General features: G+C 55.2%; 10 protein-coding genes. 7 read left to right on the top strand and 3 right to left on the bottom strand.

The features are described from left to right. Positions 1-419: 419 nt before the first annotated feature. A complete protein-coding gene (locus tag Pla52nx_RS19595; protein ID WP_146520628.1) occupies positions 420-986 on the bottom strand; it encodes an RNA polymerase sigma factor in 567 nt (188 codons plus the stop codon). 840 nt (positions 987-1,826) lie between these two features. Here Pla52nx_RS19595 and Pla52nx_RS19590 point away from each other — a divergent pair. Further along, positions 1,827-3,335, top strand: coding sequence for an efflux RND transporter periplasmic adaptor subunit (locus tag Pla52nx_RS19590; protein ID WP_231742036.1), 1,509 nt, complete (start codon positions 1,827-1,829; stop codon positions 3,333-3,335). Positions 3,336-3,343: 8 nt separating this feature from the next. Continuing rightward, the gene (locus tag Pla52nx_RS19585; RefSeq protein WP_146520630.1) at positions 3,344-6,454 is read left to right on the top strand and encodes an efflux RND transporter permease subunit; all 3,111 of its coding nucleotides are present in this window, start codon (positions 3,344-3,346) and stop codon (positions 6,452-6,454) included. A gap of 359 nt (positions 6,455-6,813) precedes the next feature. Here Pla52nx_RS19585 and Pla52nx_RS19580 read toward each other — a convergent pair whose 3' ends face one another. Then, positions 6,814-7,020 (bottom strand): hypothetical protein, encoded by a 207-nt coding sequence (locus Pla52nx_RS19580; protein ID WP_146520631.1) that lies wholly within the window; start codon positions 7,018-7,020, stop codon positions 6,814-6,816. Positions 7,021-7,689: 669 nt separating this feature from the next. Between Pla52nx_RS19580 and Pla52nx_RS19575 the strand changes: the two genes are divergently transcribed. The 4 genes from Pla52nx_RS19575 (at position 7,690) to Pla52nx_RS32980 (ending at position 12,717) form a co-directional block, all read left to right on the top strand. Then, positions 7,690-8,430: an RNA polymerase sigma factor gene (locus tag Pla52nx_RS19575; protein WP_146520632.1), complete on the top strand. Its 741-nt coding sequence runs from the start codon at positions 7,690-7,692 to the stop codon at positions 8,428-8,430. 91 nt (positions 8,431-8,521) lie between these two features. Next, positions 8,522-10,492 (top strand): protein kinase domain-containing protein, encoded by a 1,971-nt coding sequence (locus tag Pla52nx_RS19570; RefSeq protein ID WP_146520633.1) that lies wholly within the window; start codon positions 8,522-8,524, stop codon positions 10,490-10,492. Positions 10,493-10,557: 65 nt separating this feature from the next. Further along, entirely contained in the window at positions 10,558-11,481 is a 924-nt protein-coding gene (locus Pla52nx_RS19565; protein ID WP_146520634.1) for a 3-methyl-2-oxobutanoate hydroxymethyltransferase, read from the top strand. A gap of 426 nt (positions 11,482-11,907) precedes the next feature. After that, complete coding sequence (locus tag Pla52nx_RS32980) at positions 11,908-12,717, top strand: leucine-rich repeat domain-containing protein (protein ID WP_425289830.1); 810 nt, start codon at positions 11,908-11,910, stop codon at positions 12,715-12,717. 64 nt (positions 12,718-12,781) lie between these two features. Here Pla52nx_RS32980 and Pla52nx_RS19560 read toward each other — a convergent pair whose 3' ends face one another. Beyond that, entirely contained in the window at positions 12,782-13,015 is a 234-nt protein-coding gene (locus Pla52nx_RS19560; RefSeq protein WP_146520635.1) for a carbon storage regulator, read from the bottom strand. 641 nt (positions 13,016-13,656) lie between these two features. On the opposite strand from Pla52nx_RS19560, the gene Pla52nx_RS19555 reads away from it, so the two are divergent. Beyond that, positions 13,657-14,391, top strand: coding sequence for a UvrB/UvrC motif-containing protein (locus Pla52nx_RS19555; RefSeq protein WP_146521247.1), 735 nt, complete (start codon positions 13,657-13,659; stop codon positions 14,389-14,391). Positions 14,392-14,460: the final 69 nt, after the last annotated feature.

The raw sequence follows: 14,460 nt of genomic DNA, 5'->3' as shown, positions 1-14,460 counted from the left end.
CAAAGCGTATGGCTTGTGTTTGGGCGGATCGTGGTGTTCGTTCTCGACTTGGAAAGTCGCACGACAATCGTCGCTCAGATTTCCAAGTCGATAGCGTGCCCCGCCAAGCGTTTTACCTTGCTCAAACGTATTGCTGCCCAGACAGGCCCCCTCCCTCGCATTCGCCTAAAGGGCTTTGCTCGACCTCCCCCAAGTTCCTTGGGGGAGGTGGCTGTGGACAAGAAATGGCTCAAGAGCAACACCGCAACATCCAATCAATACCGAAGAATGGACTGCCCTGCGTTTGCCCGGATGGATCACGAGCCCCTTGGTTCTCATCGCAACCGGTTTCGCCAGCGCCAATCGCAGCATGCTGACGAGACAGAACTCGCCACACTGTGCCGCTTGGTCCGCAGGACTATGACGCTTGGTCCGCAGGACTATGACGCTTGGTCCGCAGGCTGGTGCTCGGGTTCTTCCTGCAGCAAGCTCTCTGAGAGACGAACGCGTATGTTCCGAAAGCTGCGTTCAACCGTTCGCTTTGCGCGTTTCGTCTTTTTGGCTATCTCCTCGACGTTGTAGCCATCCATGCGCAATAGCAGGACGGTTTGCTCGATCGGTAGTAGCAGTTCCATCGCCTCACGGAGACACACAGCGAACGAATCGGGCGAGTTGTCATCACTATCGTACGGCTCATTCGCTTCATCCAACGCAACGTTACGCCCGATGTCGCGGCGCTGCGCTCGATGGTAAGTGCGGTTCTTGTTCAGCTTGCGGACGGCTACTACAGCCAGCAGACTCCATAACGTCGAGCCTTCCGGGGCATCGTAGTTATCCGACTTCATGCGACCAAACACACTGCGAAAAACCGACTGCACGATGTCTTCCGGCTCTGTTCCTACCGAAACGTGACCGTTCATCTTGCTGTGGATCAGACCAATGAGCCGATGGGCGTAGCGTTGATAAAGAAGCGATGCAGCGTATTCGTCACCATTCCTTATCTGCATGACAAGAGAACGGTCCGGCTGAGACGCGGAATCTGAACTCGAGGCCTCGATGTCCACGGCAGGCTCGCTGGTAATGAGGGGCGTTCAAAATGCACGCTCTACCTTAACCAGACGACGACCATTACTCAAGCGTCTTGAGCATTTTGCGGGGACGTCCGGCAGCGTCTATTTTGGTGAATTCTCCGTCAAAATGCAAAATCCTGCGTCAAAAAACAAACGAGCATGGTTGCTCTGTCCCTGCTGCCTAGGAAAGTAGGGATGCCCCATCGCAACCACACTCGCTTGTCCCGTTCAGTTGCGCGTCCGACCAGAGCATGCACTCAACGCATGCACTCAACGAACAACGGCGACCGAATTTGCCCTCATGAGGTAAAGGCAAATCAATCGGCGAAGACCGCCACCGTTTTTCCAAAATTATTGAGTTTCCATTTCCGCCGCACAGTCGCACCTCCCTGGAGGGGCGTTGAGCAGCATCAATGATCAGGTCCGGCAGCGGGGTGGCACTGGAAAGTTTCTGTCCACTGCGTGGAGACTGTTTGTGCATCCGGCATCGCTCCTCAACGCAACCCGGCTCGCAAATCACGAGGATTCCATTGAGAAATCCCTTCTGGTCGCTTTGGCACAACTCGTGCTTAACTGATCGCTTAAATCGAGCCGATGCTCCACGCACCCGGCGAAGTTGGTGGCCCCCAGTGAGCCTCAGGCGCTAGCCGTGGGCCTGAGGCGGATTTGTGGTGCCAGCCCACGGCTAGCGCCTGAGGCTCACTCTGATTGCGATGCATGGGACAAAAACATGGACTGAGAAAACAATGCCAACACCAACACAAGAACCCCGCCCCGATGATCGAAGCACCTGTGGAAACTCCGAAAACCAGTCCGATTCAAAATCTTCTCAAAGGTTTGCCAACGCTGCTCGTCTTGGCCGTGATGGGGGGCGGTTGGTTGGTGATGCATCATATCAATTCGAAAAGCGGACCAATCGAGGAAGCGGAATCTGCCGACGCGGAATCTGCCGACTCTGAGACGCCGTTGGCAGATACGTTGGTACTGCCCGCAGGCAAAGTCAGGGTCGCTCAATTACAGAGCGCGCCTGCCCAATCGCAGGCAGTGCAGCATTTTCATACCGTGCCCGGACGTCTGAGGTACGACGAGACCAAGCATGTCGATGTCAAAGCTCCTATGGACGGAATCTTGGCGGAAATGCACGTTACCCCGGGGCAGCATGTTCAGACCGGTGATTTGATCGCGATTTTGCGAAGTCCTGAAATCGGACAAGCGAGAGCAGAAATCCTGAAACGCCGACAGGAACGTGAGATCGCTCAGCAAGTTTTCCAACGTGAAGCGACGATCGCAAGCAACTTGCGAGAATTGTCCCAGATGCTGGATCAAGGAGATTCGATGAAGACGATCGAAGCCGCCTTGAACAACCGGGCACTGGGAACCTATCGACAACAGATCCTGTCGGCTTACTCCAAAATGCGATTGGCCGACGAGTTGCTGGAAAAAGTACGACCGCTGGTGGCTTCGGGCTCCGTCTCCGGCCGAACGGTACGGGAGCGTGAAGGCGAACGTCAGTTGGCCGAAACCGAGTTTCGCACCGCACGTGACCAAGCCACCTTTGCCGCCGATCAAGCCTTGCTTAGCGCCCAAGCGGACTTGGACGAAGCGGATCGCCAGTTGAACCTCGCTTGGCAAGCGGTCGAGACCCTGTTGGGCTACAAAGAAGATCGGGCCAACGCAAATTTGAGCAATGAGGAAGCCCTCTCGCGACTGGAGATACGAGCGCCATTTTCCGGAACGGTGGAAGCTCGCCATTTCGCTGGCAGCGAACGGGTCGCCCGCGGTGATTGCTTAATCGTCCTCGCCAACACGGATTCGCTCTACGTTGAGGCTAGCATTCGCGAGAGCGACTGGTCGGCGGTCTCTCTGCAGACCGGAACGCCCGTTTCAGTCGCCGTTCCGGCGCTCCAGGGCCAGCAGTTTACCGCCACCGTGAATTACTTGGGTCGCGAAGTTCAATCGGATACCAATTCGGTCCCCCTCGTCGCTTCGATCAACAACACCGACGGACTCCTGCGTCCCGGCATGTTTGTTCGCGTCACGGTTCCGATCGGCCACGCCAAACAGGCTCTCTCAGTCAAACCTGAGTCGGTCATTCAACACGAGAATCAACAGTTCGTTTTCGTGGATCTCAATGGTGGGCAGTTCAAACGAGTCGACATCACAACCGGACAAGCCTCCGATGAGTGGGTCGAAGTCACCGAGGGGCTTTCGCCTGGCCAGTTGGTTGTCACCAACGGCGCTTTCTTGCTGAAGTCAGAGTTGCTGCTGCAAGGCGAAGGCGAGTAGAACCCGAAATGCTGACCCGAATCATTGAACTCTCGCTGACCAATCGCGGGCTCGTCATCATTTTGACCCTGCTGATGGCGGGAGCCGGACTTTACTCGGCTCTGAACCTGCCGATCGACGCCGTTCCGGACATGACCAATGTCCAAGTCCAAGTGGTGACCGACGCGGGATCGCTGTCGCCGGTCGAAGTCGAACGGTACGTGACCTATCCCGTGGAAAGCACCATGGGCGGGTTGCCCAATGTGGAAGAACTCCGCAGTGTCTCCAAGTTCGGCATCTCGGTGGTCACCATCGTTTTCGAGGAAGGCACCGATATTTATCGTGCCCGAAATCTTGTTACCGAACGACTTCCCGACGCTGCAAGCAACATCCCACCCGGCTACGGCAACCCTACGGTAGGCCCGCTCACCACCGCACTGGGCGAAATCCTGCAATTCGAAGTCCGCAGCCCCAACCACTCGCCGATGGAACTGCGCACGATGCTCGAATGGGACATCGCGCCACGATTGCGGGAAGTCAAAGGGGTGACGGAGATCAATACCCACGGGGGCTACTACAAAACGTTTGAGGTACAGCCCGATCCCGATCGGATGACCAGCTACGGCATATCAATGGAATTGCTGTTCCAACGGCTGGAGCAAAACAACAGCACATCCGGCGGCGGATACGTGATCCATCACGGCGAGCAGCGGTTTATCCGCGGCGTTTCGCTTCTCAAAACGCCCGACGACATCGAATCGGTGGTCATTCGACGCGAGGCCGACGGAAATCCGATCTTGGTTCGCGACATCGCCAAAGTATGCATCGAACCGATGACCCGCCAAGGAGCCGTTACCCGCGATGGACGTGGCGAAGCAGTGACCGGATTGGTGATGATGCTGATCGGCGAAAATTCTCGCACCGTCGTCATGGCCGCCAAAGAACGTCTGCAGGAAATCGAAGTCACCCTGCCCGATGGCGTCCGACTAGAAGTGACCTACGACCGCGCGGCGCTGATCGGGCGAACGCTGAAAACGGTGCTGACCAACCTGACCGAAGGCGGCATGTTGGTGATCGTGGTGCTGCTGTTGATGCTGGGCAACCTCAGGGCTGGCATCATTGTTGCCCTGGCGATCCCATTGTCGATGCTGTTTGCCACCAACGTGATGGCCTACACCGGAGTCACGGCCAGCTTGATGAGTCTTGGCGCGATCGACTTTGGTTTGATCGTCGACAGCAGTGTGATCATGGTCGAAAACTGTATCCGAAAACTTTCGCATGACAACGGCGACGCCAGTCACGAAGACATCATCCGAGACGCCGCCGTTGAAGTCCGTAAGCCGACCATGTTTGGCGAACTGATCATCGCCGTCGTGTTCTTGCCGATCCTTTTGCTCGAAGGCACCGAGGGAAAACTCTTCCGCCCAATGGCTTTGACCGTGCTGTTCGCCCTGGGCGGATCTTTGATCCTTTCGCTCTCGTTCATGCCCGCGATGGCATCGATTTTCTTGCCCAAGAAAATGAAGGAGGAAGATGTCTTTCTGGTGCGGATCGTCAAGTTCTTTTACGAGCCCTTGGTCACCCGCGCAATCAAGCATCCGGTCGTGACCATCGTCATGGCGCTGACGCTATTTGCCGTCAGCTTGCCAATGGCCAGGCACCTCGGCGCAGAGTTCATGCCGCGACTGGAGGAAGGAGACTTGTTGGTCGAAGCTCTGCGGTTGCCCAGCGCGACCCTGGAAGGCTCGATCGAAATGTCGACGCAGATCGAACAGATCCTGACAAAGTACCCCGAAGTCCAAACGGTTTTCTCCAAGACAGGACGCCCCGAGATCGCCAACGACGTCATGGGAGTTCACCAAACCGACGTCTGGGTACTGCTCAAGCCGATCCAAAGTTGGCCGCAGCCCAAGACGCGTGACGAACTGATCCAACAGATGTCAGAGGAACTCAATTCCAATGTTCCCGGCGTGGCTTTCGGATTCACGCAACCGATCGAAATGCGTGTCGATGAACTCGTTGCAGGCGTCAAAGCGGACGTGGCGGTCTTGCTCTACGGTGATGACATGGAAATCCTGGGAGCCAAAGGCAAAGAAATCGAAGCCCTGCTGCGTTCGATTCCCGGTGCCGTCGATGTCAAGGCAGACTATCAAGCCAATTTGTCGACGCTGACGATCAACACCAAACCTCAGGCACTGGCACAATACGGGATCGACGCGCAAACGGTACTCGATGTTGTTTCGTCCATCGGTGGACATCAAGTCGGTCAGATCTTCGAAGGACGCGCTCGCTATCCCATCATGGTGAGAGTCCCAATTCACTGGCGTGAAGATCTTTCACTGCTGGAGCAAATCCCTGTTTCAGATTCCAACGGCAATGTGATCCCGCTCAAGGAGCTGGCCGATATACGCTTGGAAGAGACACCGCCAGCGATCGAGCACGAGGGCAACCGCCGCAGGACCTTCATCTCCGCCAACGTCCGTGGACGAGACGTCGCGACCTTTGTTCAGGAAGCTCAAGCAGCGGTGGAGGAGAAGATTGACTTTGCGCCGGGCTACGAAATCCGCTGGGGCGGCGACTTTGAAAATCTGCAATCGGCTAGCCGACGCTTGGCAATCATTTTGCCGATCGTCTTGGTCATCATCATGCTGCTGCTGCACACCAGCTTGGGATCACTTCGCTTGGCCTTGCTGATTTTCCTGGCCGTGCCCATGGCAGCCTCCGGCGGTGTGATCGCCTTGTACCTGCGTGGAATGCCGTTCAGCATCTCGGCCGGCGTCGGCTTCATCGCCCTGTTCGGCGTGGCGGTGCTCAACGGACTCGTTTGGGTCAGTGCAGCGGAAAACTTGCGAAAATCGGGAGTGCCGTTAGACGAGGTCAGCCACGAGACCGCATTGGTTCGCTTGCGTCCCGTGCTGATGACCGCGTTGGTTGCCAGCCTTGGTTTCTTGCCGATGGCGTTGTCCACCAGCGACGGAGCCGAAATGCAGCGCCCGCTGGCAACGGTCGTCATCGGCGGTCTGGTCACATCGACCTTGCTGACGTCACTGGTCGTTCCGTGTATCTATCCATGGTTCGCTCGAGGACTCAAGGACATCGAGTTGACGCATCATGGCGAGCCCGAACCGACACTCCACTGATTCATCGAACCAAGCGGCGAGTGGCGATCGGGTAAGACTGATCGGCGCGGGTGTCTGTGAATGCCTTCCTGACACCAGCGCGGGTGAGAACTCCCACTCGCCGTTTCTGTGAAAACCATATCTGCATAAACCATGCGTCACGCTGTACATGACGAAGTACGGCACGCCCGACCTCACGCGTGGTGGCATGGATTCGTGAAACACTTTCGGTGACGTCGAATGAGATCCGGCGGTATACGGATGAATTCATGCAAAGCATGACCTACCGGAACGTAATAGCGGATCAGTCGATTCACCACCGTCACAGGCCGGATAGAGTCTATTGAGCAAGGTCTACCAGTCCACCACCCGTCGCACGGTCAAAGATTTTCAGTTGAGCGGTCTGACCGGGCAGCGTCCCCGATGCAGGCTCGTCCCCCAAACGCTTCAACACTGATCGTCCACTTTCCGTAAGCCCCCGATTCAAAGTCGTCGAACAGAATGTCCTCTTGGGCATCACATCGATTCGACAACGCTGAGCATGCAAGAACAGCGATCGTGGCAAACAGCAGTAGAGTTGATTTCATGATTGGGTACATGTGGTTGAAAAGCGAGAACCCGACAGTCTAACTGACGAGGAGCACGCATGTAGCCAGCAGAGCTTTCTCGTTTGACGCCAACACGGTTCGGTTCGTCAAGGCTCCCAATCAGCCGGAGGGTGTTGGTCTGGGCTGTACAAGACTCGGTTTGCCACGATGTTTTGTCCACTGACACCTCCCCCCAAGGAACTTGGGGTAGGTCGAGCGGAGCCGTTGAGGCGATCGCGAGGGAGGGGGCCTGTCTGCGTAAGCAAGCGTTTCGAATCGGCAAAACGTTTGGCGGGGCACGCTATCGACTTGGAAAATTGAGCGACGATTGCGGCGTGTATCGCCCCCTGGACGTTTGGTGGTTGTCACCCATTGCCGGTCGTATTCATCACAAAGGTCATGCCATCCAGTTTGCCAAATGCGATTTGGTAGAAGATTGCTGGTTGCCACTGCACGGGCGATCCGTTTTCTGTGACATCTTCTACCAGTAATCTTCTACCGTTTTCGGTCTGCACCATTGAGCACCGGGCAGTTTTTCGAGAGTGAACTTTGGCTCTGTTGCCGCAAAATCGCAGGAGTGTTCGTCTGCCACGAAACTCTAGAAACCCCCTTCATCTTTTCGAATACCCCTTCGCACAAACAGCATGCAATGTGTGTACACTGGCGCGCATGGAAAGTACTCATTCTCCAGGGAACCCGTTCGGCGATTTCGCGACGACTCAATGGAGTCTCGTCGTTGCGGCTGGAAATTGTGAAAGCGAAAACGCGAATCAAGCTCTTGAGACATTGTGTCGTACTTATTGGCCACCGCTCTACGCTTATGTGCGTCGCCGCGTCCAAGACAGCCATGAAGCTCAGGACCTGACGCAAGCCTTCTTTGAGCGGTTGCTAGAAAAGCATTACCTCGCCGATGCAAACCCTCAGCGCGGTCGTTTTCGCGCCTTCCTCATCACGGCTTTCAAGCACTTCCTCTCCAAAGAGTGGGACAAGTCCAAGGCGTTGAAACGTGGTGGTGGACGACCGCCAATTTCGCTGGATTTCGAATCTGCCGATTCACAGATCTGCATCGAGCCGGCGTCCGGCCTGACCGCCGAACAGCTTTACGATAAGCAATGGGCGATCACGATGTTGACGCGGGTCATGGAATCTCTGGAGGCGGAGTTTGCCGCAAAGGGGCAGGCGGACCATTTTGCGGAATTGAAAGGATTCATATTGGGAGACCACGCTGGGGCAACCTATGCAGAGGTCGCCAGCCGGCTGGACATGACCGAGGCGGCAGCGAAGAAAGCGGGTTCGAGGCTTCGGCATCGCTATCGAGAGCGGTTACGTGAAGAAATCTGCCAGACGGTGTCCGGACCAGAAGAAGTCGAGGACGAGATGCGTAACCTGCTTGCTGTCCTGGAGTTATGAAATCCGAAAAAACGAGGTCACCATCGTCCCTGTTTCCGTCATAAGGAGTAGAGAGATGTACTAATCGGAAAACAATGAGGTGGCAGGTCTGATGGAAAGAATGAATCAATGTCCGAAATGTGGGGGCGAATTGGCGGAGAATTCTCCTGCCGGAATGTGTCCGAAATGCCTCTTGGGTGCAGGGTTGGACAGCCTCGATGACTCACAGGCAACACCTGGAAGTGCGCAGACGAGTGCTCAATCGGGACCTTTCGTGCCGCCGAACGCCGAGTCACTTGCTCCGCACTTTCCGCAATTGGAAATTTCGCAGCTGTTGGGTCACGGTGGGATGGGGGCCGTGTACAAGGCCCGGCAAAAGAAGCTATACCGGGACGTGGCCCTCAAGATTATCCGTCCGGAATCGGCAAGCGACCAAGCTTTTGCTGAGCGATTCGGTCGCGAAGCCCGCGCGCTCGCCCGGCTCAGCCATCCGAATATTGTTGCGATCTACGATTTTGGTGAAGTGACGATTCCAGCATCCGATGGTGAGTCGGCCGCACCAAGTAGGCTCTACTACTTCCTAATGGAGTACGTGGATGGAACCGACCTTCGGCACGTGATCGAAGGAGGCGAACTAAAGCCTGAACAGGCGCTTGCAATTGTTCCTCCGATATGCGACGCCCTGCAATATGCACATGACCACGGCGTCGTGCACCGAGACATCAAGCCAGCGAACATTCTGATCGATCGGCACGGCCAAGTCAAAATTGCTGACTTTGGATTGGCGAAGCTGGCGTCCGAATCAGACCAAGACTTCACGCTGACGGCCGCTCATCAAGTGATGGGCACGCCGCGCTACATGGCTCCCGAGCAACTGAAGGGATCTCATGCCGTCGACCATCGTGCCGACATCTACTCGCTGGGCGTTGTCTTTTACGAGATGCTGACTGGCCAGATTCCAGCTGGCCACTTTGCGCCACCCTCAAAGAAAGTTCAGATCGACGTTCGCTTGGATGAAGTTGTACTCCGATCGCTTTCATCCGAACCCCACCTTCGCTACCAACAGGTGAGCGATGTCAAACACGATGTCGATTCGATCGTCAACGGTGGTGACGAGGTCGCAGCAACTCCATTCTCGTCGGCGTCGGCCTCATCAGGCTCGAGCAGATTGGGTGAAACCGGAACGGCAACGTCTGACCGCCCAGCCCCCGCACGACGCCCCAGTCGATCCGAGTTCTGCATTTTGTTGGCTGCTATTGCCATTCTCTTTTTCGCGGTGTTTAGCTGGCATTCGTCACTCGATGCCGGACGTTTTGATGGTGGTCCTGCCTCCGTCGGAGCCGTCAAGTTGGAGGACTGGCAATTTGGTGTCAGTGCAAGCCAAACGCCTCTCTCAATTTGGCACTCGGCCCTGGCATTTCGTGAAAAGGCCACTGGGTCCATCGTTCCGGACTGGTTCGTGGAAATCCCCAACACGTTTCTATTGGTGGCCGCGGGCGTCTTGATTGGAGTCATCGTTTCCAGACAATTCGGAATCGTTGCAAAATGGGCGGCGTCTTTGCTGCTTCTGTTGGTGGCTCTCTACGGAATGGTTCACTCCGGAATGGTGACGTGCGCTCTCATGCAGGGGTTGGAGCAATTGCGATTGCCACCCTTGTTGATGTTCATTGGATTCAGTCTCGTCATCGTGACCATGGTGTTTCAAGCTGTTCACGATGCGCTTCAACTCGATCCAGAGCTTCAACTTCGCATCTCAGGGTTTGGCTTGCTCGTTACTGGAATCGCTGCCGTGCTAGCCGGCCTTGTCAACCTCATTGTTTTCTCTCTTGCATTGGCCGGTGTATTGCCGGGGCAAGTTCTACATTCTAACAACGTTGTCGTCGCTTTTCTTTTTGGAGGCTGGGTCGCAGTTGCGGTTGCGGGAGTGGCTGTCATTCGCGGTGCTAGGGCAGTCTTGAATCGCACTTCCATCACCTGGGCGATTATCGCCAGCGTTTTCGGTCAACCGATCGGAATTTGGACCATGTGGGTTTTACGAAGCCGCGCCATACGTGAAACGTTTGGCGGGGAACAATCGCATTGACTATCTGTCGTTAAAATCTCGGATGGACCCGCTGAAACCGTTGCCTGGAACCGAAAGCCAAACCGATGAAATCCAATGAAACCCCTGCCAACGCATTGCCTCCCAGAGACGCCAGCAAACATGGATTGCACCGAACCATGACGTTGGGCGGCAAATATGCAACTCGTAACCATACCGTCAAGCATCTGCAAGACTTGAAAGGGAAAACAGTTCTCACCGAGACGATGCCATTCACGACCAGCGAGGCAGTAGCGGCAGAGGAGGCCGGAATCGATACGCTGAAAGTCAAGTTTGATCCAGCGGATCCGGCCGGTGCCATTGCCATTCGAAACGCCGCGCCCCATACCTTCATGACGTTCTGTATTGGGTTAACCAAGATTGCGACTGCGGCCGAAGCGGTCCGTGCCGGCTATGACGCGATGGACTTTGGCGCCGATGGAATCATGTGCCAATGGGGACCGGAATTCATTCGGGCTGTGGCTGATGCTGGAATTCCGGTTGAAGCTCACGCTGGGCTCGTGCCTCGCCTCAGCACCTGGACCGGAGGCTTGAGGGCAGTTGGCAAGACCATTGAAGAGGCGATGTGGGTCTTTGAGCAAATTCAGGCGTTCGAACAAGCTGGGGCCTGGGCCGTTGAAGTGGAAGTCATTCCGGCCGACTTGCTGACGCAAATTTCCAAACGCACCCGTCTGGTCACCTCGTCCATTGGAGCAGGCAGCGGCGGTGACATTCAATTCATGTTTGCCGAAGATATCCTGGGCAACCATGCGCCTCCCTATCCACGACACACCAAGCAGTATCGGAACCTCTACAAGATGGAGCAGGAAATCCAAGTAGAACGCGTCGAAGGTTTTCGCGAGTACATCGACGATGTCAAGAGTGGACGGTTTCCAGGCCCCGAACATATCGTCAAAGCTCCCGCAGGATTGATCGACCAATTTCTTGCCGAATTGGACGGCAACCAAGACGATGAAATTTCACCAAAGTGAAGTTATCCGGGGGACAGAATGCTGGGGAACAGCACTTTGCCAGAAAAGGAACCTTGTCGGGGACGAGAGGACTCCTGATGTCGCCGCTCGGGACGATCGGTAAACAATTGTCGCTCGACTTTCCAAGTCGATAGCGTTCTCCGCTGTACGTTGTCGACTCGGAGAGTCGAACGACAATCCGCAAGCGGTAACTTATTAATCGCACGTCCCCCGCGGCTTGCGGATTTTCATGCCGGTATCAAACTTCGAGCTTTCCCCCCAAGCTGCACGCTGCCGTCGCATTCTCGACTGGGGGCTCCGCGACTGGGGACAGATGGGGGCTCCGCGACTGGGGACAGACGACGACCGACATCAAGTATTCCGGTCTATCTTTCTGTCGACTAAATCCGCTAGACCGGTGTGGTCTCTCATCCGACGGATTTCGATATGCGACGATTACAGTTTGGTCTACGATCTTGCCTGATCGCGACTACTTTATTGGCAGCCGTTTTTGGGTTTGTTGGAATTCGGTATCGAGAATCATTACGTCAAAGATCAATTGCCCAAGATCTGATCAAAGCTGGAGCATCCGTCGAGTTTCAAGGATCGTATTTTCCGGTCGTCACCGCGATCAAAATGACTGGTCCCAAGCGGTTGGACGAGTACATGCCATTGATCGGACAGCTCACCAACCTCAGAGATCTGACGTTACAGTTTGCCGAATTCTCTAACGAAAGTGTTCGTCATCTTTGCGGCTTAAGAGAGCTTGAGAATGTCGATATGAGGTGGTCGACGATTTCAGATAAAGGATTGGTCCATCTGAGTCAGATATCTACCATTCGGTCGCTGAAACTGAACAAGTCATGCCCACCTGTGGCGGCCCCAAATTCGCTCTCGTCACAGATTACCAACAGTACGTTAGAGCAAATTTCAAAACTCAAGAATCTGCAAACACTGGTTATTTGGGGAGCCGACATTACGGATGCCGGCTTACCGAATCTAATTCATTGCGACCAGTTGCGGACTCTCTGGCTGTGTGAATGCGATATCGAAGGTCCCGGTCTAGTGAGCGTCGCCAAACTCGCTGACCTCCAAGAACTGGATCTTTGCGGCACAGATGTCTCGGGGACTAGCCTCGAGCCGCTCCAGCAGTTAAGGGGACTTCGATCACTCAGGGTTGCAAGAACCAACGTATCACCCAGTGACGCCGCAACTTACCAATCGCGACGTCAAGGCGATATTCAGATCGTGTACTGATTCACCGCGATCTGATGTCGCTTCATCTGACGCCGCCAATCGGGACATTGTGGATGTGTCGCTTCTAGCAGTCGGGATGGCTGGCTACGGCGACATTGGTTTCGCCCATGGGGGCTGTGTTGGAGGCCACGCCGCCGGTGGCGACTTGTTTGACGTCCAACTCTCCACGCACGATGCGAACGTCTCGGGGGGCTTCGATTCCGATGGCGACGCGGTTGCCCGAGATTCGATTGATCGTCACGACGATGTCATCACCGATCATCAACTGTTCACCGGTTTTGCGACTGAGTACCAACATGGCTAAGCTTCCTTGACTGAAATGGATCTAGAAAAGAGGTGTGTTTTGCACAATTCCAACGAGGAACAATATTCGTGCCAAAAACTGCCTCAGGTCGGGGGTTGGTGAGCATTAAAACAACGGAACTTGAGAAAAAACGGACATTAGTGCCCATTTTTTTTCTTGGACGCATCATTCTGAGCTCTTTGTAGTGATTGATGAGCCGCCAGATCGCTCCCATTTTGGTTTTCCTGTCTCGTTTTGAGAAAGGCAAATCACAGGTTGGGCGTTCGTCTGTCGTGCTCTCCTTCACTGAGGGGAATGATCGTAAAGGGGCGTGACACCAGCGGTCATGCGGAAAAAAAGAAGCTGTTTGGCCGAGAAAAAGGCGTCCATCGACGTGAAAACCACGGCTGCTATACTCGCGTATTGGGCGACAGCGGCTCCGGCTTTGGATTGTCGGAGGTTTTTTAGCGGGGAATGCCGAAGATCAATCGGTGGCTTTGCCGGCCGGTTGCGTGTCTTTGCCCGTCGGTTACTCTGCGGAACGTGTTTTTAGACGGGGTCTGACCCGCTCCGAACACATGGAAATCCAGTGAAGTTGCGTGTCACGACAAGGGTCAGACCCCTTTTTCCACACGCTTTTAGTGATGAATGGATTGATGAAGCGAAAGATGCATCTCGACGACATCCTCTCGAATTGGGAGTTCGACCCGAACGCCCTGAATGTTCGATTGGCCAAAGGCAAAGACGAACGTGACGTCATCCAAATGCGTGTCGACATGGGCATTCTGCAGCTTGAAACGACCGGTCGTCCCGACGGCGAAAAGATCGAAGGGGCACCTACCTACTTGGATCATCTGTTGGAACTCGTTCTGGCAAACCCCAGTTTCGTGCTCACTGACGACCAATGCATGGAGGTTGACCGCGAATTCATGCAGTTTTACCACCGCCGCATCTGTTGGCTGAGGTTGCAGTATTACCATCGGGCGGTGATGGATGCCGATCACACATTAAGACTGATGGACTTGTGTGAGCGGATCGGGCCTGATGAAGAGTGGAATCGGTCCCACGAGCAGTATCGTCCTTTCGTGCTTTTTCACCGCACGCAGGCGGCTGCGTTGGGAGCGTTGGAGGATGCTACGGCGGAGGAGGCGATCCAGGCGATCAATTCGGGGCTGAAAACCATCGAGGAATTCTTCGTCAAACACGAAGCCGAGGAGTTCTACGAAGAAGACGAACTGGTGGTCCGGCTGGTCGAGTTGCGAGAGCAACTGAGAACGGAATACGAAGTCGGCAAGACGCTGTACGAAAAGCTCAGCGACGCCGTCGAACAGGAACAATACGAGCTGGCCGCGCGGCTTCGAGACGAGCTGAGTCGCCGGCAGTCAGACTGATCGCTGCCGAACCAACTGATTCGGTTTGTTCGGCCAAGGCAGCCTCTGTCAGTCGTCTCATTTCGAGAC

Origin of the sequence: Stieleria varia, assembly GCF_038443385.1 — a bacterium.
Taxonomy (GTDB): Bacteria; Planctomycetota; Planctomycetia; order Pirellulales; family Pirellulaceae; genus Stieleria; species Stieleria varia.
This window is presented reverse-complemented; position numbering and strand designations above follow the sequence as displayed.

Coding starts and splice junctions, on each gene's coding strand:
- Pla52nx_RS19595 (WP_146520628.1), bottom strand. CDS start 986: ATGCAGATAAGGAATGGTGACGAATACGCTGCATCGCTTCTTTATCAA.
- Pla52nx_RS19590 (WP_231742036.1), top strand. CDS start 1,827: ATGATCGAAGCACCTGTGGAAACTCCGAAAACCAGTCCGATTCAAAAT.
- Pla52nx_RS19585 (WP_146520630.1), top strand. CDS start 3,344: ATGCTGACCCGAATCATTGAACTCTCGCTGACCAATCGCGGGCTCGTC.
- Pla52nx_RS19580 (WP_146520631.1), bottom strand. CDS start 7,020: ATGAAATCAACTCTACTGCTGTTTGCCACGATCGCTGTTCTTGCATGC.
- Pla52nx_RS19575 (WP_146520632.1), top strand. CDS start 7,690: ATGGAAAGTACTCATTCTCCAGGGAACCCGTTCGGCGATTTCGCGACG.
- Pla52nx_RS19570 (WP_146520633.1), top strand. CDS start 8,522: ATGGAAAGAATGAATCAATGTCCGAAATGTGGGGGCGAATTGGCGGAG.
- Pla52nx_RS19565 (WP_146520634.1), top strand. CDS start 10,558: ATGAAATCCAATGAAACCCCTGCCAACGCATTGCCTCCCAGAGACGCC.
- Pla52nx_RS32980 (WP_425289830.1), top strand. CDS start 11,908: ATGCGACGATTACAGTTTGGTCTACGATCTTGCCTGATCGCGACTACT.
- Pla52nx_RS19560 (WP_146520635.1), bottom strand. CDS start 13,015: ATGTTGGTACTCAGTCGCAAAACCGGTGAACAGTTGATGATCGGTGAT.
- Pla52nx_RS19555 (WP_146521247.1), top strand. CDS start 13,657: ATGAAGCGAAAGATGCATCTCGACGACATCCTCTCGAATTGGGAGTTC.